A 24,408-nucleotide genomic window follows, 5' to 3' on the forward strand; every position below is an offset into this window, starting at 1 on the left:
ACCACACAAATGCCAGTGTGGTCTTCATTAAGCCGGTCAGCGCAATGCTACCGTCACGCCAGATGCTGCCAGCACTGAACCGGCACACCGGTTGAGCACGGTAAGCCGTTTTGGCGTTGATATCAGCTTTCTGGCCTGACTGCCCAAATAAACATAGCCCAGGTTAACTGAGCCAAATGCCAGCGTAGCACATGCCATGATCCCTAAAATGTCCATATAGGTCATACTTTCTATGGCCACAAAGGTGGGAAACAAGGCAACATAAAAAACAATGGCTTTAGGGTTACTCAGCGTGAGCAAAAAGCCGCTGAGTATGGCCGAGTGTGTGCTGGGTGTTGCTGTGTCTTTTGCCGTTGTATCGGGTTTGGACAGTAGCAGTGAAACCCCCATCCAGATCAAATAAGCCGCACAGAGATATTTGATAATGACAAAGGCGCCACCTAACACTTCGGCAACGACAGCCAACCCCGAAATTGCGAGCAGAATGAACACGTAGTCGGCCAGCAATAAGCCCAGGGTCATACTAATACCTCGCTTATAGCCACTAGCAACGGAGGCTGAAGTAATCGCTAAGACGGCGGGGCCGGGTATGACGGCAACTAGAAACATCGCGATAAACAACGCGAGGTAATGTTCAAAGGTCATGCACTCGATCCTTTTCAGCTAAGTTAAATATCCAGACTAAGCATATCTCAGCTCACGTCTTTAATATAAGTGATTTTGTTATTGTGAAATCGAAATTGGGTTTCGCCCTTAAGCTTTAGTGTATCTCCTGCGCTCAAGCCATTTGGCAGGTCGGCTGCCAGGGTTGCCTGATATTGAATGTAGGCTGTAACCGCATACTCCTCCAGAGCCAGCTCGGTAATCGTCTGTTGGCGGGTCGTGAATAATGCGGCGCCTTTTACTGCGAGTTGTTCGAATGCGGCTTTACCATGCGCGCTTGCTGTGACTTCTCCATTTGATTCATTTTCAAAAACAATATGTTCATCCAACAACGCTAGCATAGCGTTAATGTCAAAGGTGTTGTAGGCGTGAATATAAGCCTCGACCAGGTCAATATGATTATGCTCTGACATGTAAATTCTCCTTATTTAAAACATGTGTATCGCCCTGACTTTGCGCAGAGCTAAGGTCATTAAATCGACTGGCGCATTGTTTGGCAAGTGGCTTAACGGCAAACACCGCTAAAACATGCGTTATCAGCAAAGCGTAGCTGCATGCCCTTTTGTGAAGCAACTGAACGGCTCAGCAAACGCTTTTGTATTGCAATAAACCTAATAAACTTCGTGAATTAGCTGCCACTTACTGTTTTTTATACAGCTCTCTTCTATATTTATTAAGACAATACAGTCATCTGGTTTATTGGGGGGCACTTGAGCGAGCCGCTACCATCTATGTCTCTGGTAAAGAGACTCACTCAGCTAAATTTGTCGGTGATGGCAAGTAGCATGCTGTTGGTGTTCTCGCTGACCTCTATTTTGTTGTGGTTTGTTGTTCGTGACCGCCAAGCCGAAACCGCTGAGATTAATCTCGCTCAATTAGCGCATAATGTGGTGCCTATGCTGGTATTCAATGATGTAGATACGGCAACCAAAGAGCTCACTCTGGTTGGCATCAAAAAGGACGTGCTGTTTGTGTCTTTGCGTAAAACTTCAGGCGAAGTATTCAGTGAATATGCAGAGCCCAGTTTTGTGCCTTCCTCTGCACTATACCAAAAAATAGGATCTGAGCCTCAGCGCGAGTACGAGGGCGTACGAATGCGCTTATATTACCCGGTTGCTATCAAAGGCAAAATCGAGGGTGACCTCATTATGGTGATCGATTTAACCAGCATGATGTACTGGTATTTGCATCTGGTGCTGATGTTAGCGTTACTGATTGCCGCCTTGTTTACGGTGTCGGCTTTTTTGCTGTCGCGTGTACAGCGTAAAGCCCTGACACCTCTGATAGCACTGTCAGAGCTGGCTCAGCGGGTATCCAGCGAACATAATTTTCAGTTGCGGGCAAACGTGATCCGGGACGATGAAATAGGTATTCTGACCCGCAGTTTTAATGAGTTGCTTAAACGTGTCGATATTTCTCAGGCGGAGTTGCGCCAGCAGCTAGAGCAGGAGCAGGCGCAGGGTCAGCAGCTCAAACAAATGGTACGAACCGACCCGCTCACTAACCTCCCTAATCGGGTTGCGTTAAATCAAATGCTCAAAGAAATCACCTGCGAAGCATGCATGCCAAGACCGCTCAGTTGCCTTATGTTCATTGATTTAGACAACTTTAAATTCGTCAATGACAACTATGGCCATGATGCCGGCGACGAGACGCTTATTGAAGTTGGCAATCGGATCAGTGCCATGATCCGCAGTGATGATTTGCTATGTCGATTGGGGGGGGATGAATTTGCATTACTTCTGCCAAGTATAGAGTCGACAGAAAATGCTGAAAAGCTGGCAGCAAGAATAGTCACCATTATTAACCGCCCTATAGTCATAAAGGATACCGTGATGCCGATTGGTATCAGTATTGGCCTTGCCTATACCCCATTGGATGCCAGCGCGCCTATGGACTTGTTAAATTGCGCCGACGATGCCATGTACGCGGCAAAACGTGCGGGTAAGAACAACTTTAAGGTCTTTAGCAAACAGGCATCAGTATGAATCAGCGTTATCTTATGGCCGGTCTCATGGGGTTGTTGTCGCTCAGTGTACTGGCAAACAATGACCCACTCCCGGACCTTGAAGACTTGCTCAGTCAGCAGCTCAATCAATTGCCCAGTAATACACAAATATCTGCCGGTTCCCGAATCGAACGTTCAAGCAGCGATAGCATGGCCGTCACCCATGTGATCACGGACAAAGACATCAGACAATTTAATCTACAATCACTTGCCGACATACTAACTATGTTTGTGGGGATCACCACACGAGATAACAGCTCGTTTATTTATCTTGGTGCGCGAGGTATAGGTCGGCCCGGCGATTTTAATTCGCGTTTTTTGTTTTTGCTTGATGGCACCAGAATGAACGAAAACCTGTTGGATGCAGGGCTGTTGGGCTACGAAAACTTTGTCGATGTGGGGTTAATTGAACGGGTTGAATACAGCCCGGGTGCGTCTGCTGCTTTGTATGGGAACAATGCGCTTTTGGGTGTGATAAACATAGTCACTAAAACCAGTAGCAAGTTACGTGGTCTGAATACCGCCTTTTCGGTGACCAATGATGATACCCTGCACGGACGAGTAACCGTCGGGGGGCGCTCTGAGTCAGGTGCCGACAGCTGGTTGTCTCTCAGTGGTTCCAGGTTAAGATCTAAGGACTTTCCTGTGCCCGGCGCACCAGCAGAGTTGCTGAGGTGGCAGGATCTGAACAAGGAGAGCAGCAGCAGAATTATGCTCAGCCATCAAACGGGTAGTTTACAGTTGCAGGCTGCGGCTTCCAGGCGTCAGCGCAGTTTCCCCGATGGCTTTAGTGTGTTGTTTAGCGGCGGTGCAGAGCCGACAGCGCCTGAACTTGAAACGCTTGATAACGAAGCTTATTTTCTGGCTCTAACCTATGACGACAAAGTTTCAGATGATATGGAAGCCTATTTTCATATTTCCACGCATGGCAATGACCTGATACGCAGCGTGCCATTGACACTGCAAAGCGGTGAAGTAGAGTTTGTCAGACCCATGAATTCCGGCCGCTGGAGTAACCTGGACGGGCAGCTGGTCTTTTTAGGTGTTGAGAACCATGAGTTTATGGTGGGAATAGACTTTCAGAAGGATCACCGACAGGAGTTTAGTTCACGGTCCAGTCTGCCGTCCCAATTTAACTTTGAACAAAAAAGTAACGAAAATCGTTACGGCCTGTATTTTCAGGATCTGTGGCGAATTAATCCCAGGTTTAAGCTCCAATGGGCCTTAAGACACGATGACTCTGATTTTAGCCCCGCCAGATGGTCGCCCAGTCTTACCCTTAAATATAGTTTTTTAGAAGGTCACCATCTGTTACTGCGCCACAGCCGTGCGTTCAGAGTGGCAAACTTTCTGGAACGTAACGCCAACAGCGTGTTCAGTGAACCAAACCCGGAAAACGAAACGATAGATTACAACGAGCTGAGTCTTGTGCAGCGCTGGAGTGACTCGTTGTCGTCTTTTGCGACTTTTTATTACGCCGATATAAATAACCTGATCCATCAGGACTTCTTTCGGCCAATTTACTTTAATCCGCCGCCTATCAGGAGCCATGGGGTCGAATTTGGGGTGGATAAACGCTGGGCGAGGGGGATGTCTTTGATTGCCAATTTGGCCGTCCAACGCTCCAGATTGAGAGGTGGGTTTGGCATAGCGAACTCACCTGAATTTATTGGCAAGATGCGTTTTAGCATGCCCCTTGGTAACTCTGGTTTTACACTGAGCCTGAACTCTTACGGAGTCAGTAAAAGGAGAACCTTTGATAGCCATTTACCTGGGTATGTCAGCCATGACGTCAGCTTAAACTGGCAAAATAGCCCGGATCTGTTTGTTGCTTTGGGAGTCAGAAATATCACAGATAAAGACATACTTGAGATCACCGATGATGGTTTTACGCCTTATTTGCAGCGCCGTCGGCAAGTACACTTGTCGGTTAACTGGAGCTGGAATAATGATTAAACAACTGGTTGCGGTGTGTTTATTATTCATGGTTTGCGAGGGAAAAACACAAAGCTTGAGCGAGAATGAGCTCAAAGCTGCGTTTTTGTATCGCTTCAGTCAGTTCAGCAAGTGGCCTCCGCCGCCGCCCGACAAATTGCGCTTTTGTGTTGTTGGCAACCCGGGCTTGTATCAGGCGGTTACTTCACTACTGCACTCGCAGGGCATGGAAGATGACACCGAAGTCCTGGAATTACCAAACAACGAACAAATATCGCGTTGCGATATTCTGTTTCTGAGCCAGCAAAACCGGCAACAAACTCAATACTGGCTCGAAGATCTGGAGCAATCTCCTGTACTGGTCGTTTCGGATACCAGTGAGGGGTTTCGTCAGGGCGCTATGATAGGTCTGATAGCCGATGCCAATAACCTCAGTTTTCGGGTTAACCTGACTGATGCAAAACGCCGCGGCCTGAACTTCAGCGCCCATTTACTTAAACTGGCCACTGAGGTACGGTAAAAAAGCAAGCCCTCAAAGCCTGTGGCTGCCATCTTTTGTTTGTATATTGCCCGGCTTTATCAGATACAAGCGCCGGGATTTCCTGGTCGCCACCCAGCCTGGAAAAGGCTGCGCTGCTCTGAGGTAATGAACCGGTGAGGCGCACTATTCCATGGGCAGTACAGATATAAGTAACGATTATGCGTGTCGTACGTAAGTGGTTTGAACTAAGTCTTTCAGCACTATTTCACTCCTGGTAACTTTAAATTGCAATGGCTGAGTGAGTTCGCCGAACAAAGGAGAGCCCCCGCCAAGCAGTACAGGAAAACGGGTGATAACCATTTCATCAATCAAATCGTCTTGCAGGAAGCTTTGAATTGTCACGCCACCGTCGATATATAGCTTGTTGAACCCCTCGGCATTTAGGCTCTTAACAATCTCTTTAGGGTCGCCTTTGGCCAGGAATACTTTGTCTTCAAAGCCTTGTGGTACTTTTGTCATCGTGTTGCTGACGACGAATACAGGCTTAACATAAGGCCAGTCGCAATCAAAGCTCATAACCATATCGAAGGTATTGCGCCCCATCACTATGGCGTCAATTCGTTCCATTAAGGCATTGAAACCAGTGTCAATATTATCCGGATTTGGTACAGAGTTCAGCCAGTCGAGTTTACCTTGTTTATCTGCGATAAAGCCATCCAGGCTCGCCGCTATAAAAACGATGTTTTGCATAAGTTTCTCCTCACACTCGCTGTGGTTGAGTTTAGGTAATAAATCACTTAGAATTTATTCTACACTGTAGAATATAATTAGTTTATCGGGAAAAGCAGATGGCCGTCAATGAAAAGAAGCGCGGACGACCGGCTCGAAGGCAGTCGCTTTTAAGTGCTGAAAGTATCCTGGATACGGCCAGACACTTAATGAAAAGAGATGGCAAAGTGCCAAGTGTCCGTGCCATAGCAACGCACTTGGCAGTGGACCCTATGGCTATCTATCATTACTTTAAGAATAAGAATGTACTCCTGGAAGCACTGACCACATCGCTTGTTGCTCAAATTTATCAGCCCAGCCCAAATCCTGATTGGCAAGCTGAGTTAAAGCGTTTATGTATCAGTTATATTGAGCTGCTGAGCGAGTACAATGGATTATTACAAACCATACTGAGCATGAAATCATATGGTCCTGCTCAGGTATTTACCCAGCGCTTTCAAGCGATTGTCGGTCCTTTGGGCTTACACGAGAAAACAGAAAAAGACGGTCTTGATTTACTGGCTGATTACTTACATGGCTTCGCTTTGTCTGCCAGCTGCTGCCACGATAAGGCGCTGTTTAAGCCCAGCTTGATGGACGGCCCTCTGGCGCTTGTTTGTCGCTCTTTGGAGTCATCACAAACTTAGGGCTTACAGTAGTTGTCTGGTTAAGTGTGTCAGCTCAGGTTCTAAAGCTATCCACACCTGAATAAATCTGACAGCGCTTACTTTCAATGGCTAGCAGGTGCCCGGCAAATGCGGAGTCATTAAATGACGGTCTGCTTTTCGTAAGGTCCATTATTGTTTATTCTTTGACTTTGCAACCAAAGAATATCAGATCCAGGAAGTTGAGTATGGAGCCGGTTACTGACCCAGGCATGATAGAGTTAGAAAAATCAAAATTAACAGACGTAGAACGGTTTGTTGAAATGGAACAGGCTGCAGATACATCCGGCTTTATTCTCCCGAATAGTGCACAGCAGCACCGCATAGCCATGGCACAGCCGCATACAGTGTACTTGTCTATCTATGACAATCAGTCGCTGAACGGTTTTATTATTCTGGCACGCGATGGTGAAACCTGTGTGGAATTTCGCAGAATTGTGGTCAGTGCTAAAGGCCGCGGTATTGGTCAGCACGCAATCAGCAAGATGGAACAATATTGTGTCGACGAGTTGGGGTGCAAGCGTATCTGGCTTGATGTATTTGCCGAAAATACCCGTGGTATTCATATCTATCAGAAGCTTGGCTACAAGCAGTTTAAACAGGCTGAGCACAATGGGCAGCCCTTGCTATTTATGGAAAAGTCGCTCCAAAGCCTGAATGATTAGCCTTATTGTCGGCGAATAGTTTAACCTCTGACTACTTGCACAGTATTTGCACTTTTTTTGCGCCGTGTTTGCACAATCCACTCATATAGTGAAAACCAGAGGTAGCCAGCAGGCTACCAAGTGGTTATCACTGTGGGAGTATCAGATATGGTTACAATACATAAAAAGTCTGTTTTGGCGCTGTGGGTATCGATGTTTTTATTGTCGGCATGTGGGTCCGGATCGGGTGGTGAGGGTAGTACTCAGAGTGACTCTGTAACCACAGATGTCAGTAGCGCGAGTTCAGGTTCTGCAACGCAGGTTGACAACTCGGTTACCGAGGATTCCGGCAATGGGTCCGAAACTGATGATTCTGGCTCTCAGGATTCGGGAACAGGACTTGATACCGACAATGGTACCGCAGTGACATCCGGCTCGACCGACGGCGTGCTGTGTGATTACTTCTACAGCGAGTTCAATGATTCCGCCTCGGTACAAATGACCAGCAATGCCGACTGGAGCTGTACCGGAAGCGCCCGGCAACTCACAGCCAACGGCATTCCAGACCATGAAACGGGTACTTTTCCTAATCCGGGAAACCCGAACACCATCAGCGAAACCGCAGTTTCTGTCAGTTACACCCTAACGCCCGAACAAACGGATACGGTTTCAACGCTCGGCGGGCCAAGAGGCGCAACGGGGTATGTATTGAACGGCGTTAAAATAGACGCCAATACCGCAGGCTCGTGCGATGATTCCGGCAACAGCTGTAGTTTGGTTGGTAACACCGGCAACTGGCATATCGAAGCGCTTGGCCAGACCAGCTTTGACTTTGGCACCGATGACAACAATGCCCATGTACAGCCCAATGGTGCTTATCATTACCACGGCATGCCGGAAGGCTTTATTGCCCTGCGTGGTGGTTCTGAAACCAGCATGACTCTGATTGGCTGGGCCGCGGATGGCTTCCCAATTTACGCCCGATATGGTTACAGCGATGCACAAGATTCAACATCGTCATTAAAGGTGATGACGGGGAGTTACCAGCTGGTGGAGAACGTCAGCAGCAACCGACCCTCAACGTCTGTTTATGCACTCGGAACCTTTGCGCAGGATTGGGAGTATGTGACGGGCAGTGGCGATCTGGACGAATGTAATGGCCGTTATGGCGTCACCCCTGAGTTTCCGCAAGGCATTTACCATTATTATGCCACCGACACCTATCCGTATTTTCAGCGTTGTGTGAAGGGCCAGCTTTAGTCATAGGAGGTTTAATCATGTTTTATTTAATCAAACGTATCGCTATGCTCGCCTGTTTGGTCACGTCGGCAGCGGCCAGCGCTCACTTAATGGTGGCCGAGCAGGGTACCCTGAATTTTGACGAGTCGGGTGCTTACCTGGTGGTGGCCATCGACCCGTCGAGTTTTCCAGACGCGGATGCTGATAACGATGGGCATTTGTCAGTTCATGAATTTAAAGGAGCGCACAGGGATATCTTCAATGCAATTCAGCAGCAAGTCTTTATGACTCAGGGCGAGGCCACACAGAAGATTGAAGGGCTGATCCTCTCACCGCAGAGCGCTCATCACGGCGACCAGACCGAGGTAGAGCAGATTGTGGTGATGGGCAAGTTTGTCGGCGTTGATCACAAGCAAGGGCTGCGATTTCACAACGGATTTTATGGCAAAGGTAATGACAAGCAACTAGCTATACGGGCCAAATACAAACGCCTTGGTTTATCACAGCGTTTTACCTTAACCGCAAAGCAGCAGGCTGCAAAAGTGTTCTGAATGACAGCGGGGTGACTGAGATGAAAGCAGCAGAACGGATATCACTTAATAGTCAGTTATAAACGGGGACGAAGCGGCAAACTTGTCCCTCTATTGCAAATATTCTGGATTAAGTTAAGGTAATTATTGAAACTTATTTATCAACACTTATTTATCAACACAAGGAATGATTATGAAACTGATATTTAAGAAAAAGCAGATCAAAAATTTAAGTAAACTCCCCACACTGGCTGCTGATGCAACGCCCAATGTTGCTGGTGGTGAGTATACAAACACCGGGTGCACAACCATTTGCCCGTCTATTATTAAAATGTGTACCACTCGCCCCGGAGAGTTTAATTGCCATTCCACAATCATGTGTTAAACCTGCCTAAGTTGCGGCGCTGAGTGCCGCAACTCTTTGGTACTGAACCGAATGTGGTTAAAACGGGGCGCTCAATCCGGCCCCTATGATAGAGCCTAAGCGAGTGTCATATTTGCCGCAACCAGCACCAGTAACCCCGCAAAAATTTTCTTGATGGTTGGTACGGGTAAATGGTGGGTCGCTTTAGCGCCCAGCGGGGCGGTAAACCAGGACGTACAGACAATTCCCAGCAGTGCGGGCAGGTAGACAAACCCGGCAAACCCATCTGCTAAGGCAAATTGAGCACTGCCCGACGTGACATAACCCACTGAGCCAAACAGGGCAATCACGATGCCACAGGCAGAGGCGCAGCCAATGGCTTTTTTCATATCAATGGAGAAAAACGTTAACAGCGGCACCAGCAGAGCGCCGCCGCCGATGCCAATCATGGCTGAGAGCCCGCCAGTTAAGGTTGTAAACCCCGTTAACACCCCTTTATTGGGCATACTGCGCTCATCAGCAGCGGGCTTGTTATTGCCAAAAAACATCTTCAGTGCAATCAAAACCACGCTGATGGCAAATACCCAGCGTACGATTTGCTCGGGTAGCATGGTCGCTAAAAAGCCGCTGATCAGCGCGCCCAGTGCCACCCCCGTCATGATCCAGGGAGCCAGCTCCCAGGGCACATTACCATTTTTGTGGTGGGCGATGGCCGAGGAGGTCGAAGTAAACAAAATAGAAGCCAAAGACGTGGCAATGGCGGCGACAATCACCTGCTCAGCAGGCAACACCGCAAAGTACAACAAGATACTGCTCAGCACCGGAACAATTACCAGCCCGCCGCCAATGCCAAGGAGCCCGGCCAGAAAGCCCACACCACTGCCCAGCACGGCGCAGCATAGTATCAATAACAACAAGTCACTCATTGTGTTTGTCTCATCTTATTATTCGGGGTTAGACAGACGACGAGGGGATTGCCTGTTAGTCAATCGATTCGCCGCGTTCCACTGGAGTATATCAAGATACGGGCGCAAGCTTTTCAGATAAGCTTTGAATATTCCTCACGTTTTAGTTGAAGGAAATTTAATTTGAACATCTAGCCATCTGGATGTTTAAATTTCTAGGTGTTTTTATGCCTTTTTTCTTGTGGCTAGCCGGCAAAAAAGCGGGGCCTGGTAACAAGCATGAACACAGCTCAAGTTTTAGGTGAAATTAAACCGTTTTTCTTCAAGTGTTTACCCGGGTAACAATGTAACTGCTCTCAACGCCAGACCTGCTTGATTATGGCTAAGTGCAAACGCTGCACCAAGAAGAGCACTGTACATTTGGGTTAAATAAAGAAAATTGGATACCAGAACGCCATGAACAACGAGTTTACTTTTACAGTCAAAAGCCTCATTTTTGATGAGCACTATCATCCGTCGGACAATACACGGATCACAACCAACTTTGCCAACCTGGCCAGAGGGGAAAGTCGTCAGGCGAACCTGCGTAATGCATTAAAGATGATCGATAACCGTTTTAATGCGCTGGCGAGCTGGGACAACCCAAATGGCGACAGATATGCCATTGAGCTGGAGATCATCTCGGTAGACATCGACATTGCGGGTAGCGGCGAAGCTTTTCCTTCAATCGAAGTGCTGAAAACTAACATTATTGACCACAAAACCGGTGAGCGCACCGAAGGCATCGTCGGTAACAACTTTTCATCTTATGTGCGCGACTACGATTTCAGTGTGGTACTGCTCGATCACAACAAAGGTAAACCGCAGTTTAGTATCCCCGAAGGCTTTGGAGAATTGCACGGCAAGCTGTTTAAGCACTTTGTGAACTCCAGTGCCTATCAGCAAAACTTTAAAAAGCGTCCGGTGATCTGCCTGAGCGTGTCGGACAGCAAAACCTATGTCAGAACCGAAAACCAACACCCGGTATTGGGCTTTGAATATGAGCCAAATGAGTCGTCACTGACCGAGCAATACTTTAAGAAAATGGGTTTGCAGGTGCGCTACTTTATGCCGCCAAACAGTGTTGCCCCGCTGGCGTTTTATTTCTTTGGCGACCTGCTGAATGACTACACCAACCTGGAGCTTATCAGCACCATCAGCACCATGGAGACGTTCCAGAAAATCTACCGCCCGGAGATTTATAACGCCAATGCAGTGGCAGGCAGACGCTACCAGCCAAACCTTAAAAACCAGGACCACTCACTGACGCAAATTGTGTACGACCGTGAGGAGCGCAGCAGGCTGGCGGTGGAGCAGGGTAAGTTTGCCCATGAGCACTTTATTAAACCTTACCAGAATGTACTTGAGCAGTGGTCGGCGAATTACGCCTGATAGTTAACGACAAAGAAGCGGCAGAAATTATGAAAACACTTTTACCCACCTCCACAGCAGGCAGCTTGCCTAAACCTGCCTGGCTGGCACAACCTGAGGTACTGTGGTCGCCCTGGAAGCTCGAAGGACAGGCACTCGTTGACGGCAAACAAGATGCACTGCGCGTGTCGTTACAGGAGCAGCAGCTGGCAGGGGTTGATATTGTCAGCGATGGCGAGCAAACCCGTCAGCACTTTGTGACCACCTTTATTGAACACCTTGACGGCGTGGATTTTGAAAACCGTAAAACGGTTAAAATTCGTGACCGCTACGATGCCAGCGTACCAACCGTGGTCGGTCCCATCAGCCGTCAGAAGCCGGTATTTGTTGAAGATGCTAAGTTTTTGCGCCAACAAACCAGGCAACCTATTAAGTGGGCGCTGCCCGGCCCGATGACCATGGTAGACACCTTATACGATGACCATTATAAGAGCCGCGAAAAGCTGGCCTGGGAGTTCGCTAAGGTATTGAATCAGGAGGCCAAAGAGCTGGAAGCGGCCGGCGTCGACATTATTCAGTTTGATGAACCGGCATTCAATGTGTTCTTTGATGAAGTGAATGACTGGGGCATTGCCTGCCTGGAGCGTGCCATTGAAGGTTTGAAGTGCGAAACGGCTGTACACATTTGCTATGGCTACGGCATTAAAGCCAACACTGACTGGAAAAAAACACTGGGCTCAGAGTGGCGTCAGTACGAGGAAGTGTTTCCTAAGCTGCAAAAGTCGAACATAGATATTATCTCGCTGGAGTGCCATAACTCACGGGTACCCGTTGAGCTATTATCCCTGGTGCGAGGCAAAAAGGTCATGGTCGGTGCCATTGATGTAGCGACGGATACCATAGAAACGCCGGAAGAAGTCGCTGCAACACTCAGAGAAGCCCTCAGATATGTAGATGCCGATAAGCTTTACCCCTGCACGAACTGTGGTATGGCACCGCTTGCACGGGAAGTGGCCCGGGGCAAATTAAATGCCCTCAGTGCTGGTGCTGAGATAGTGCGCAAGGAGCTGGCTAAGTAAGTGTAAACCTGACACAAGACATCCAGGTAAATAAATTGACTCTTTGATCTCTGTAACATAAAGCTGGGTCAGATCTCATTGTGTAGGGCATACGACGGCTTTTTGTTGATGTTGGTTATATTTTGCGGTAACTGTACGTTAGATGACGGCATATGAGTTGATCTTGTGCTATTACAACAACGTATAACCTAATCACAGAGTTTTAAGGAGTCAGAATGCGTCGTTTATCAGCAAGTATCCTGTGTCTGCTGCTATCGGGTTCACTTCAGGCCACCCAGAGTAACACACCGGGCCAGGCCTATAGCTGGGTGGCGGGTCCCGATTTACCTGTGGCATTGCAAGAGGTTTATCCTGCTGTTTTTAACAAGCGCATTTTTGTGGGTGGCGGTTTTACGCCTTCCGATCTTCCCTCGTTTTCTGACTTAGGTCCCACCACTGACGTGTTTTTGCTAAACCCGGCTCACGCGCGCTGGACCAAAGCCCCTGCTTTACCCGCTGCCCGTCATCACCTGGGCATGGTCGCTAACCAGCATTTTCTGTATGCCATTGGTGGTTTTACGGGGGCTAAGGATAACGCCTGGCAAATTCAGCGCTCGGTATTCAGGCTCGACGGTAATATGCAGGCCTGGCGCAACGCACCGTCTTTGCCCATACCGCTTGCCGAGTCAGTATATGCCAGCATGGGCAAAAACATTCATGTGATCGGTGGTAAAACGCCCAGCCGGGACAGCGGTAAAAACATGGATACCGACGCACACTATGTGCTGGTTAACAACGCCTACTGGCGTAAGGTTAAGTCTGCAAGTGTGGCGCGCAATTCGGCCGCCAGTGCGGTGATTGGTCATAAAATTTACGTGATTGGCGGACGCACCAGCGGCAAAGAGGTCGTTAACCTCAGTCACGGCGAAGTTTATAACACCAAAACGGATAGCTGGTCATCGATTGCCCCCTTACCTGTAGCATCGGCCGGGCTGTCGGCCAGTGTGCTGGATGGCAAAATTATTGTGTCGGGTGGCGAGGTGTTCGGCCCCGATGGAGACTGGCAGGAAGGCAAAGCCCTCGATGAGGTGTGGGCATACGATCCGCAAACGGATCTGTGGCAGACACTGCCCGATTTGCCTCAACCGCGCCATGGTCACGGCTCAGTCTCGTTTAACGAACAGCTCCATATTATCGGCGGCGCTGCCAAAGTAGGGCCGCAGGAAACCTTGTCATCGACGCTAGTGCTGACATCGAGTGTTGATCCCTAACTAAAAATGGCATCAAATTATAAAATAGTGAGCTGTTGATCAAGAACCGAGCTTTGTCAGGCAGAAAATTGATTGTATTTTATTCATTATAATTACTAGTATACAATAAAGGCACTATTACAGACTGTCTCTTAATACAGTCGTCAGCTAACGGGTTCTTAATGAAATACTTTTTAATTATTCTGTCTTTTATGTGTATAAGCACTCAAGCTAGTACTAAGCACTTCACGCAACATCAAGTGAATATCAAGCGTCTGGGCAGCCATACTGGCCAGGTGTTTTATATGTCTTTTGATAAGCCATTTTCAACAGACTGTGCGTGGAGTAACCTCTATTGCCCAATCGCTTCAAAGGAATGTGAAAACTTCTATTCGCTTGTGATGGCCGCTAAGGTATCTGAACGAAAACTATCTGTTGTTGCTTACTCTCAGGACACACCTGGCGGTAGCTGCACAGTAACGCATGTAGAGTTAAATTGATAAAGGAATTGCCGGGGGCACCTTGGATTAGGTAGCCTGCATCTCTTTAGTAATGCAATGGCTACCTATGTTATTTGCTCATATGAACAAGCTTATCGCACAACCTTTCCGGGTGCAGTTATGGTTAAGGCAAGCAACTGGCCTTAGTGAAAAAGTATCTCACTTCGTAATCTTCACAGGTGGTGTAACTGCTGCTTCCGCCATTGCTGGAGTTCCAGCAGGCAAAGCCTGAGCTGTTGTTAACCAGATTTTGGCCGGTCAGGCTTGAGTCCAGCTTGTTGCCTTTGACTCGTGCAATCACTCCTGCAACATCGCTGGTGCTGCAACTGGCAGCGATGTTACCCACTGACTGATGGGAACTGAATAACTCATTATCGCCACTGGCCGGATCATCGCGGTCAAGCCAGCCGGTGGCATAGAGCCCGCCGTTAACCTGTGAACTGGCGATGCGATAAACGCCCAGTGAGTTAAGTTCTTTATTATCGGTGCCATGAAAGGCAAACAGTTGCTGGCTGGCGCTGGCCGAGTAGGTTGTACAACTGCCAGACGAAGTACCGCCTTTGATTGAACTGCCATTGCTGGACGTCAGCTTCAGATAATACACCGTATCATAACCATACTTGCCATCGTCTTTACAGATCTGCAGGCTTTTTAGGTGCTCGCCCTTGCTGCTATCAAAGGTCAGTTTATCACCCCAGCTACCGCCGTTGCCGCCGTAGGTTACGCACATTTCTGATGTGCCAACACTGGCATGAGACAGGCTCTGTTTGGTTTCGTAACAGGCTTGAAAACCATCTACCCGATTGTTTGAGCGAACCCGCACTGAGCTGAGGTTGAAGGTGCCACCCACCAGGGCTTTACGTTTTAACAAGGCAATATCGTTAAAGCCATCGCCTTTATTGGTCGAACCCACTGCAGTGTTTTTGACGTACTGCCAGTCGATATGTTCAGCCGCGTTAGACAACCAGAAATCATCGAACGCCTTGTAATAGTTCACCCAATGATGCTCTGAACTGTCGCCGATAGTATTTTGTAACTGAACATGCTCGTAAGCATTGAATGGCATCGCAAAGGTATAACTGCCGCCCAGGCTCTGACAATTCGCAAACCCCATCTCCCAGCTGCCCTTGCTGGTGGTCAGCTTCCAGTTACGGTTGTCATCTACACAAGCGTGGTATTGATAGGTAGAGCAGGCTTTGTCGACAATAGCAGCATCGCTTTCGAGGCTGGCACAGTCGCCTGAACCATTGGGCCGGTTCGATTTCCACGACCAGATAAAGTCTTCAATCTGGACTTCATTGGCACCATAGCCGCTGGCAGCGCTGGTGTTATTGGCCTCGACCAGCGCAAGCTCGAGAATTTGGGCGCCTTTGTTGGCCCACTTGCTGATCACATTGCTGCCGGTTTTACTTGAACTGGGACCATCCGGATTAAGCTGCGTCGCGCCATCAATGATCACTGTCATATTGTTGGCAAGATAGTGTGCGGTCTGATCGCCGTTCACACACTCATTGCTGCCGTTCTGGCAAAATGGTTGATTACTTTGCAGATTGCCACTGGCATCGAAGGCATCGACGCCGATAAACACGGTATTCCAGAATTTAGAGTAACTGCCGCTGCTGTGATAGGAGCACAGGTTGCTGTGATCTCTGGGGGTTTGCACCACCGCTACCAGCTGCTTACCCGCCGCCAGAATGTCGCGTTTGGTGAGGTGCGACACCGGTAAAGACGCACAGCTTTTATCGGCATAGCCCCAGTCAGAGGGCATCAGCAAATAATCACCTATGTCCTTTTCCAGGCGCTCGCCAATTTTGTTGTGCCAGTTTTTATGGTCGTTATGCTTGTACGATTCGATTTTCAGTAACACCACTTCGTCCGGGTTGTCTTTCAGAAAGTCTTTAATGTCGTCTAACCCTTCCGACAGCTTTGCATGAAAGCTTGAACAAATGGCTTTATTTTCCAGCGAGTTGTGGCACAGCATAGGGGTAGAATCAAAGGTGCCTTCCGGGTAGATATCAAATTCCATCACCCGTATGCCGCGCTTAAGCAGGCTCTTGGGAGAATAGTACTGATTCACATCGGTATAAGTGCCTTTACTCCAGGCATGTGAGGCATAGGCATTGTGCGCCCCGGCCCACAAGGTTTTAGAAAAGGGCGCAAAGTTATCTATCTGCCCTTGCAAGTCCAGTCGTGTCACTTTCTCATCATCGGTATCTATTGCGGCATGTACCGCAAACGATGCGCCAGATGCCGCGACTGCACCTGCCAGCAGCAACGCCAGTGTATTGCTTGGTTTCATGGTAAAAATCCTCTCCTTTTAGTGTGAAGCTGGTCCTTAATCAGGGTGCTGTTTACGCCCCTGTACGAGCAACCGCGGCAAATATAGGCGCGAAAAGTGCAAGAAGTGTGAAGATGTGAGTTTTAGCTCTAATTTCGCTTGGTTTGAGTATTCCTTTAGCTTGTTGGTAGGTGTCGCTTCACTCTACACTCAATTTTTGATGACTTTGTATAGGCTGGTGACATCACACATAGTGATGTAATCTGGCAAGTCTTTTTCAAAGAGAATATAGCGAAAAGTGCCGCTAAAGCGCTTTGAGTTATCGAGGGTATACAATGAGATATAAGCACGTCAAAGCAGGTAATGCTGAGAGACATGATCTTGAACAGGGGGAGATCACGTCCATTCTTGCATCTGGCTCAGATACAGATAACCGAGTTTCTATTTTTGATAGCAAGCTGCCTAGAGGCAATGAGGCGCCGTGGCATTTTCATGAGATTGATGATGAGATCTTTTACATTATCTCAGGAGAAATAGAGTTCGGTGTAGAAAACGACGAGTTTGTTGCAAATGCTGGCGACCTTGTTATTGCTGGTCCCAACGTAAAAAGACGTTTTAAGGCGATCACCGACAGTCACGTGCTCGTTATCAATACGCCTTCAGGCCCCTCTGAGGGATTTATTCGGGATATATCCAAATTCACCGCTGACAATCCTCCGACTGAATCACACAGACAGGCATTTATTGAAAAGTACAAAATCCACATAGTCTAGCTGGTTGAAGAGCCTGATTTAGGCACCTGAGTTGGCGCTCTGGTACTGTGAATTCATAGGTGCTCGAAGAATATAACGGAGGGTATTTGGCAACGTGATTTGTGGTCGCTGATCCAGATAAACTCATCGTCATCCCGGGCACTTGCGAGCCGGGATCTACTAACCGGCAATACCGTGGTTCCTTTTGGTCATGAACCCAACCAATCCCTCGGTCATCCCGGACGCGTGCGAGCCGGGATCTACTAGCCTGCAATGCTGTAGTTCCTTCTGGTCACGAACCCGACCACCCCCTTGGTCATCCCGGACGCGTGCGAGCCGGGATCTACTAACCGGCAATACGGTGATTCCTTCTGAACGCGTGCCCAACCAGCCCCTCGGTCATCCCGGACGCTTGCGAGCCGGGATCTACTAGCCTGCAATGCTGTAGTTCCTTCTGGTCACGAACCCGACCACCCCCTTGGTCATCCCGGGCGCGTGCGAGCCGGGATCTACTAGCCTGCAATCCTGTGGTTCCTTTTAGTCACGAACCCTACCAACCCCGCGGTAACTCGGTTGCTATCCAACCCGTCAAACTGGTTAAGTATTGTTGGGGGTTGGTAATGTGTTATCTTACACGGCAGTTGTTAACACGGAATTTTGCATCATGAACGAATCGGCGCTCCACCAAACCTTATCGCAACGTTTTGGCTTTTCAGCATTCAGGCCTGGCCAGGAACAAACAGTCACCCAGCTGGTCAACGGCCACTCTAGTCTTGCAATATTCCCAACCGGCTCTGGTAAGTCCTTGTGTTATCAGCTGACGGCTTTACAGCTGCCCCATTTAACCTTAGTTATCTCGCCACTGCTGGCACTTATGAAAGATCAGCTTGAGTTTTTACACAGCAAAAACATCAATGCGGCCAGTTTAGATTCAACGTTAACCCGCGAGCAAAGCCAGTCTGTGATGCAAAATGTCAGAAATGGCAGCATTAAAGTGCTGATGATCTCGGTTGAGCGTTTTAAGAACGAGCGTTTCAGAGAATTCATTAAGCAAGTGCCTATTTCTATGCTGGTGGTTGATGAAGCGCACTGTATCTCTGAGTGGGGCCATAATTTCAGGCCCGATTATCTTAAGCTACCCGACTATCGTAATGAGTTAAACATCCCATTAGTGTTGCTGCTTACTGCCACGGCGACCAAAAAAGTAAAGCGCGACATGGCGAACCGGTTTGATATAAAACCCGAGCATATTGTTCAGACGGGCTTTTATCGTGCCAACCTGGATTTAAGCGTGTATGCCTACCGGAAGCGCAAAAAGTGCAGGCACTGATTGGTTATTTAAAGCAACAAGCTGGCGCAGGTATTGTGTATGTCACGCTGCAACAACAGGCCGAGCAGGTGGCTAAGCAATTGCAGGCGGCGGGCGTAAACGCCGCTGCTTATCATGCCGGGCTGGATGACAGCCTTCGTCAGAGTATCCAAAACGATTTCATGAACAATCACAAGCAAGTGATCGTTGCCACGATTGCTTTTGGTATGGGCATAGACAAATCCGATATTCGGTTTGTGGTGCACTACGACCTGCCAAAATCGATAGAGAATTACAGCCAGGAGATAGGCCGTGCAGGGCGCGACGGGCAATTCTCTGAATGTATAACTCTGGCTAACTTAGATGGCGTTGCGACGCTTGAGAACTTTGTTTACGCCGACACCCCGGAGCAAGCCAGCATTCAGGCTTTGATTGATGAAATTCAATCGCAGCAACAGCAGGGCTTATGGGAAATGCAGGAGCTCAGCGCCTCTAAAGTCAGCAATATCCGATTACTGGCATTAAAAACCTTGCTGGTGCAGTTCGAACTCAAAGGCGTGATTGAGGCCAAATACGCGTTTTACGCCGACTTTAGATTCAAGTGGTTACGCACAGAGCAGGACGTCATCAGCATGTTCGATGCGAACCGTCAGCAATTTATCCAGCAGATAATTGCCAATACGCACTTTAAGAAAGTGTGGGGCACCGTTGATATTCAGGCCTTAGTGCAACTAGGTCACGACAGAAATCGCATTGTAGCGGCGCTGGACTACCTACATGAGCAAGGGCATATCGAGCTTGAGTCAAAACGCATGATGCAGGTATATCAGGTTATTGATACTAAGCTGGCTGAGCCGAATCTGGCCAAAGAACTTGCCGATTACTTTTTAGATAAGGAGCAAGCCGAGGTTAAACGCATCGCCGCCATGCTGCGCTTTTTTGAGTTAAACACATGTTTAAGTTACAACTTAGCACGCTATTTTGACGATGAAAACGCACCAGAGCAATGCGGACACTGCTCAGCGTGCCGAGGCCAAATTGCACAATTAACCCAGTCTAAGCAGGCAGAGTTTCCATCGGACGATAAGTTACGAAACGACTTAAATGGGCTAAAACAGCACTTGATGCAAATTGGTGTTACACCAAGCCTGGCAATACTGACCCGATTCCTGACTGGCATGACCTCACCACTGGCAACGTCTTCCAAATTCAGACAACGCGCCGGATTTGGCAGCTGCGCTGACATTCGCTATCAGCAGGTTCTGAGTAAAGTAAAGCAATTAGGTTTTGGGGCATAGCTGCGTGCAAAGACAGAGTAAATCCTTATTGGGTAGCACCAAAATCAAAGCGAAACAGTGTTTGAACGAGTACCGGCTTGATAGTCAAATCAGGCGTACTCTTTGTAATATACAGCGTAAGCTATCCTGAGTTGGGCCAGGCTGGCGTGGACACCGCTTTCTTGCCCGCGGTAATTAAAACGAATGATTCAATTAAATATAGCTCTTTTCTGTACCATATAAATTTTAGGTAGTTTATGCACTTATACTTAGTTTGGCTTGTATACATGGTTCTATCTAGTTTCTCTTTTTTGATGCTCATGATTGGAGAGATGATAGGCATCGTTTTTTACTTTGGATTTCTATTGGGCTGCTATTATTTGCCCCTATTTAAAGAGTGGAGGAAAAACGTAGAGGGCTTTAAAAGAGTTGAAGTTGTCAATACAGTAATTTGCTTATCTCCACTTTCAATCATGGTTAATGAATCATTTGAAATGTTGGTTTTATGGGGGTGGGTGTTTATATTCAGTATTAATAATTTTGGAGTGGACAGAAGAATTAGAGCACTATATGAAAAAAAGAATTAAAAAAACGCATATGGACGCGCCAGCGGAGTTAAGCCGAGTAGGTTTGTGGGATAGCTAATGTAAGCTATCTCGTTCTATTACCCCTTTTCCATTTCTGATGCTTGGTCCAGTCCGCTGTAAATGTGTTGCTCAGACATATATCTGGTTTCGACTGATTATATCCAGCGCCCCTAAAGAGCTCCGAGCCTGCACACCCTAAAATTGATACACCCAATCGGTCTTTAGTTATCGTATCTTTTTCGGGTTTTGCGCAGGCAGGTTGGACAAACAGATAAGCACCTTCAAAACGACATCCACCACCGTCATCCCGGACGCTTGCGAGCCGGGATCTACCAACATGCGATACAGTGGCTTCCGTTGCAATTGAGCTCACAAACCCCGCTGTCACTTGTCAGAATTTAGGGGTTAATGATTATGTACCTTGCGCTGACATAGTGAGGAAGTGACGAGCAGCTAATGGAGCCATTTTTATCATCAATGTAAACTTCCACGCTTTTATCTGCCGCGAGGGCTGTTAAAACAATGGCGTTACTTTTGTCCGACGGTGGACAAATCCACTGACCATTAGAGCCGCTTGTCTTGAATGCAGTGTTGCCACTACATTGTTGAGGATAATCCATCACCCAGGTGACTTTGCCTTTACAGTTGATATCTGCTGCATTTGCCAATACAGGGAACAAAATAAGTAGAGCTGGTAATAACGCTTTCATAAACCTTCCTTTAGTGTTTAATATTTTCGCTAACGGCACAAAGTGCCTTGTTTAGCATTGCTACGAGCGGGCACTGGCTGTGCCTTTATGTCAGCTTGTAACTGCATGCCACAGAGCAAGCTTACAAATTTCTGACTTATTATTGATAATTTTTGTTAGTTTGTGATGAAAGGCGAGTACCGGGTTAGTTTCAGCTTTAGGAGAGTGACCAAAATGTGGAGCGGGTATCCGGGCTAAGTGTCGTAAATGTATGGTGAGTGTCACTTATTATGCACCATATCTTGCAGTGGCAAACCGGTGCGGTCGAACTCACAAACCTCGTAGTCATCCCGGGCGCATGCGACCTGGGAACTGTTCAACTACTGCGCAGTAGTTCCTTGGGCCACGCCATCTTGGGGTGGATGTCCTAGCAAAAAGCATTTGTGTTCGCAAAACAACAGCACGATAGTTGATTGATGAGTAGTAGCCTGTGTTTGTTGGGCTTTAACAACGATGTTGAACGTTTGCCATTTGAGGGCATAGGTAAATCAAAGTCTCTAAGAAAGCTATACTGGCCTCTAGCCTCCCCGTATTAATGACACAAACAGGCTCATCGTCGGGCGACTAACAAGGGGCTATGGCGTCAATTGTTAGGTTTCGGCATTTGCGAGCAGCTGGGCATTAACCCAAATTGTACCTGTTCTTATTCAGGTCGTCTTTAGGTGCGGGATACTCCAAGAAGTCATATATCACAGGCTCTGAACGTGATTAAAGGAGGCTTGTTCCTATATTGATATAATGATAAATTCCTGTGCTAATAAGTAAAATCTTGTCGACGCATGGTTGTTCTAATTCCTGACTCTAGGGATGTGTTCACTTTAGTGTGTATCGGCAGGAAATCTACAGGACATATACTTTGCGTCTAATAACTATTTTTTCGTTCATCTTATTTCTCTCCGCGTGCAACTCCACAGGGCATAGTTCAAAAGCGACTTTTGTAAAAGTTGGTGTTAAACCGACTGAGCATCTGGCAAGCCTGAGTTACCACGATATTAAACCTGTCAGTTACATAGACTCGCTGGGTAAAATTCCGGTTTACAGTGACTTTAAACCACATGCCAAAGAGGTTGCAGTTTATGATGGCCTTTTTTGGGAAGTTACCCCAATGGGGCAATATGTCTATTATCTGGCAGGTGACTTCAAGAAAAATGAGAAAGGGTTGCTAAGATTTGGCTCTCAAAAAACAGAGTTACGGGTTGAGATCAGCTATGAGGATGATGCAATTGATGTAGCTGGCTATGAAATGAGCTATGAATATGAACAAGCAAGTCGAGGAAGCAGTCTTGATTTATCTGATTTACAAGGACTGCAACTATCTTCGATAGATAGTCTGTTGGATAAATCGCTAACTGTTGATGGTTCTTACTATTCCCGAGGGGTGTTCAAAAATAGTGAACTAGGGTCAAAAACATCTAAGTCTCGATTTGAATTTATGAAATACAAAGACAATGCAAAGCTAGTATTACTTTATGAAGATATCCTCGAGCCACAGAGTGAAAATGAGGAGCCCCGATATCTCAAGATCATAGTGTCTAGCAAACAAGCTGACCTTGATGCTGGTGCCTTGTCATCTTTATTTAAGGAACTAGTGTCTGTTTACCACGACATGCCTTATAGTCGGCTGTCCGGAGCGACGAGAATGTAGTGTGAGTATAGCGATGGCGGTTTGTCACACTTCGCTATCAATACCCACAAAAAAAGCCCCTAAAAAGGGGCTTTACTGTCCTGATTATCTATAAACCAAAACCACTCACTAAATATAAATAACCGTTATCAAAACAACCACCTAAACAATCACCCCCGGAATTTCCTTACCAAACCCAAGGTCTACGCCACAAGCCTTGGCTGCGGTGTGCAGTACATCGTGCTGGTTGTAGCCAGAGCCGATGTCGCTGACGACGCCGCGGTTGATGCGGGCGCCGCCACCTGCGATCAGATAGGCGCAGGGGTTGGCAGAGTGTTTGTCTGCGTGGCCCATGTCGGTGGTTTCTAGTACCACTGTGCTGTCTAAGATGCCGGCTGCTTTGAGTTTTTGGATCAAATAGGCGCTCAGGCTGCCCAGGTGGCTGCGCATTTCGGTGTAGTACGGATAGTTTGGCTGGCCGTTACTGCCACCGTGAATGGCGTTGTGATAGTGCCCCTGGAAGTTCAGCTCAGGAATGCGGAACTCGGACTGGTGGTTACCAAAGGCCAGTGATACCGAGCTGGTCAGGTTACATTGTAAAGCTGCCACGGCAATGTCTGCTTGCAGCCTTGCCTGCTGACTGAAGGTATCAAAGGTCAACGGGAACTCAGTGTCATCGGGGGCAATGCCACAGGAGGAGCCGCCAGAGAGCTCATCTAAACGTCGCTGGGTGTCTGCAATGGCATCGAGATGATCATTCATGCGCTGTATTTCGTAGCCTGCGAGCCTGTTTTTAATCGCGTTGGCTGCCGACATATGCGCATTCATGATAGGCGTTTTACTGTTGCTGCCCTGGGCGCCGCCAAACACCATTTTATACACGGTGAAGGGGTTTTCCTGGAACGGCAAATGATTACGGTTGTCTTTGGTTAAGTGACCCTGGCCATTACTGTGAACGCCTAAGTTCAGATAACGAAATGGCAGGTTCGGGCCCAGTGCGTTACCCATAGTGACGTCGTAACTGTCACCGCCCCAGTTCTGGGCGAGCAGCACCGGCATACGGCCATGACCCGCATTGGAGTGGGCCATATTGACCATAAAGTTACATTCGGTTTTTACCGGCTCATAGCCTGCCGACATCACGCCCAGCTGCATGGTTTCACCGCTGCCTGTGGGGTTCCAAAGCGACGCAATAGAGCCGCCCGGAATATAAATAGACACGGTTTTATTGGGCAGCCCGGCGTCCATCGCATCGGCATGTCGTGCGTAAAGCAATCCTGATACCAGCGGTGATGTGCGGATCAGGGCGGTCGAAATACCCGACGCCATAAACATTTTTAATAAGCTGCGGCGCGATATCGCCATGTTATTTAAATGCTCTTTTTTCATGTTACTAACCTCTTAATGTTGTG

Annotated in this window: 21 protein-coding genes and 1 pseudogene; 15 read left to right on the forward strand and 7 right to left on the reverse strand. The window is 47.9% G+C overall.

Going from position 1 to position 24,408, the window contains the following annotated elements:
- Positions 1–36: 36 nt before the first annotated feature.
- Both ELR70_RS02910 and ELR70_RS02915 read right to left on the reverse strand, forming a co-directional pair.
- A complete protein-coding gene (locus tag ELR70_RS02910) occupies positions 37–645 on the reverse strand; it encodes a LysE family translocator (protein WP_054016291.1) in 609 nt (202 codons plus the stop codon).
- Between the two features lie 47 nt (positions 646–692).
- Positions 693–1,076: a nuclear transport factor 2 family protein gene (locus ELR70_RS02915; protein WP_054016290.1), complete on the reverse strand. Its 384-nt coding sequence runs from the start codon at positions 1,074–1,076 to the stop codon at positions 693–695.
- Between the two features lie 297 nt (positions 1,077–1,373).
- Here ELR70_RS02915 and ELR70_RS02920 point away from each other — a divergent pair, with 297 nt between their 5' ends.
- The 3 genes from ELR70_RS02920 to ELR70_RS02930 are packed head-to-tail and all read left to right on the forward strand — an operon-like array spanning position 1,374 to position 5,126.
- Positions 1,374–2,651, forward strand: coding sequence for a sensor domain-containing diguanylate cyclase (locus ELR70_RS02920; RefSeq protein ID WP_128064456.1), 1,278 nt, complete (start codon positions 1,374–1,376; stop codon positions 2,649–2,651).
- Positions 2,648–4,627, forward strand: a complete 1,980-nt coding sequence (locus ELR70_RS02925; RefSeq protein ID WP_054016288.1) for a TonB-dependent receptor — start codon at positions 2,648–2,650, stop codon at positions 4,625–4,627. The genes ELR70_RS02920 and ELR70_RS02925 overlap by 4 nt, the downstream gene beginning before the upstream one ends.
- Positions 4,620–5,126, forward strand: coding sequence for a YfiR family protein (locus ELR70_RS02930; protein WP_054016287.1), 507 nt, complete (start codon positions 4,620–4,622; stop codon positions 5,124–5,126). Before ELR70_RS02925 ends, ELR70_RS02930 begins: the two co-directional genes overlap by 8 nt.
- Positions 5,127–5,303: 177 nt before the next feature.
- On the opposite strand, the gene ELR70_RS02935 is transcribed toward ELR70_RS02930, so the two are convergent.
- Complete coding sequence (locus ELR70_RS02935) at positions 5,304–5,837, reverse strand: dihydrofolate reductase family protein (RefSeq protein ID WP_054016286.1); 534 nt, start codon at positions 5,835–5,837, stop codon at positions 5,304–5,306.
- Positions 5,838–5,935: 98 nt separating this feature from the next.
- Here ELR70_RS02935 and ELR70_RS02940 point away from each other — a divergent pair, with 98 nt between their 5' ends.
- The 5 genes from ELR70_RS02940 to ELR70_RS02960 all read left to right on the forward strand — a co-directional run bounded on the left by ELR70_RS02940 (position 5,936) and on the right by ELR70_RS02960 (position 9,318).
- On the forward strand, positions 5,936–6,502 hold the full coding sequence (locus ELR70_RS02940; protein ID WP_054016285.1) for a helix-turn-helix domain-containing protein: 567 nt from the start codon (positions 5,936–5,938) through the stop codon (positions 6,500–6,502).
- 206 nt (positions 6,503–6,708) lie between these two features.
- Entirely contained in the window at positions 6,709–7,185 is a 477-nt protein-coding gene (locus tag ELR70_RS02945; protein WP_235577118.1) for a GNAT family N-acetyltransferase, read from the forward strand.
- A 147-nt stretch (positions 7,186–7,332) separates the two neighbouring features.
- Positions 7,333–8,424: a YHYH protein gene (locus ELR70_RS02950; RefSeq protein ID WP_054016284.1), complete on the forward strand. Its 1,092-nt coding sequence runs from the start codon at positions 7,333–7,335 to the stop codon at positions 8,422–8,424.
- 17 nt (positions 8,425–8,441) lie between these two features.
- Positions 8,442–8,954 (forward strand): hypothetical protein, encoded by a 513-nt coding sequence (locus tag ELR70_RS02955; protein WP_054016283.1) that lies wholly within the window; start codon positions 8,442–8,444, stop codon positions 8,952–8,954.
- A 172-nt stretch (positions 8,955–9,126) separates the two neighbouring features.
- Positions 9,127–9,318, forward strand: a complete 192-nt coding sequence (locus ELR70_RS02960; RefSeq protein WP_054016282.1) for a hypothetical protein — start codon at positions 9,127–9,129, stop codon at positions 9,316–9,318.
- A gap of 95 nt (positions 9,319–9,413) precedes the next feature.
- Here the strand turns inward: ELR70_RS02960 and ELR70_RS02965 are convergent, their stop codons facing one another.
- Positions 9,414–10,223 (reverse strand): sulfite exporter TauE/SafE family protein, encoded by an 810-nt coding sequence (locus ELR70_RS02965; protein WP_054016281.1) that lies wholly within the window; start codon positions 10,221–10,223, stop codon positions 9,414–9,416.
- 435 nt (positions 10,224–10,658) lie between these two features.
- On the opposite strand from ELR70_RS02965, the gene ELR70_RS02970 reads away from it, so the two are divergent.
- The 4 genes from ELR70_RS02970 (at position 10,659) to ELR70_RS02985 (ending at position 14,420) form a co-directional block, all read left to right on the forward strand.
- On the forward strand, positions 10,659–11,633 hold the full coding sequence (locus tag ELR70_RS02970; protein WP_054016280.1) for a DUF1852 domain-containing protein: 975 nt from the start codon (positions 10,659–10,661) through the stop codon (positions 11,631–11,633).
- 29 nt (positions 11,634–11,662) lie between these two features.
- Positions 11,663–12,691, forward strand: a complete 1,029-nt coding sequence (locus ELR70_RS02975; RefSeq protein ID WP_054016413.1) for a methionine synthase — start codon at positions 11,663–11,665, stop codon at positions 12,689–12,691.
- 215 nt (positions 12,692–12,906) lie between these two features.
- On the forward strand, positions 12,907–13,941 hold the full coding sequence (locus ELR70_RS02980; RefSeq protein WP_054016279.1) for a kelch repeat-containing protein: 1,035 nt from the start codon (positions 12,907–12,909) through the stop codon (positions 13,939–13,941).
- A gap of 161 nt (positions 13,942–14,102) precedes the next feature.
- Positions 14,103–14,420 (forward strand): hypothetical protein, encoded by a 318-nt coding sequence (locus ELR70_RS02985; protein WP_054016278.1) that lies wholly within the window; start codon positions 14,103–14,105, stop codon positions 14,418–14,420.
- Positions 14,421–14,544: 124 nt separating this feature from the next.
- Here the strand turns inward: ELR70_RS02985 and ELR70_RS02990 are convergent, their stop codons facing one another.
- On the reverse strand, positions 14,545–16,719 hold the full coding sequence (locus ELR70_RS02990) for a phosphatidylinositol-specific phospholipase C domain-containing protein (protein ID WP_054016277.1): 2,175 nt from the start codon (positions 16,717–16,719) through the stop codon (positions 14,545–14,547).
- A gap of 314 nt (positions 16,720–17,033) precedes the next feature.
- Here ELR70_RS02990 and ELR70_RS02995 point away from each other — a divergent pair, with 314 nt between their 5' ends.
- Positions 17,034–17,471: a cupin domain-containing protein gene (locus ELR70_RS02995; protein ID WP_054016276.1), complete on the forward strand. Its 438-nt coding sequence runs from the start codon at positions 17,034–17,036 to the stop codon at positions 17,469–17,471.
- A 643-nt stretch (positions 17,472–18,114) separates the two neighbouring features.
- Positions 18,115–20,057 (forward strand): annotated as a pseudogene (locus tag ELR70_RS03000) (RecQ family ATP-dependent DNA helicase).
- A 964-nt stretch (positions 20,058–21,021) separates the two neighbouring features.
- Here the strand turns inward: ELR70_RS03000 and ELR70_RS03005 are convergent.
- Positions 21,022–21,333: a hypothetical protein gene (locus ELR70_RS03005; RefSeq protein ID WP_054016273.1), complete on the reverse strand. Its 312-nt coding sequence runs from the start codon at positions 21,331–21,333 to the stop codon at positions 21,022–21,024.
- Positions 21,334–22,228: 895 nt separating this feature from the next.
- Between ELR70_RS03005 and ELR70_RS03010 the strand changes: the two genes are divergently transcribed.
- Positions 22,229–23,017, forward strand: a complete 789-nt coding sequence (locus ELR70_RS03010) for a hypothetical protein (protein ID WP_054016272.1) — start codon at positions 22,229–22,231, stop codon at positions 23,015–23,017.
- Between the two features lie 141 nt (positions 23,018–23,158).
- Here the strand turns inward: ELR70_RS03010 and ELR70_RS03015 are convergent, their stop codons facing one another.
- Positions 23,159–24,385 carry a DUF1552 domain-containing protein gene (locus tag ELR70_RS03015; protein WP_054016271.1) on the reverse strand — a complete coding sequence of 409 codons (1,227 nt, stop codon included), beginning with the start codon at positions 24,383–24,385 and terminating at the stop codon, positions 23,159–23,161.
- Positions 24,386–24,408: the final 23 nt, after the last annotated feature.

It is taken from the genome of Pseudoalteromonas sp. R3, from assembly GCF_004014715.1.
In the GTDB taxonomy this organism is placed as follows: domain Bacteria; phylum Pseudomonadota; class Gammaproteobacteria; order Enterobacterales; family Alteromonadaceae; genus Pseudoalteromonas.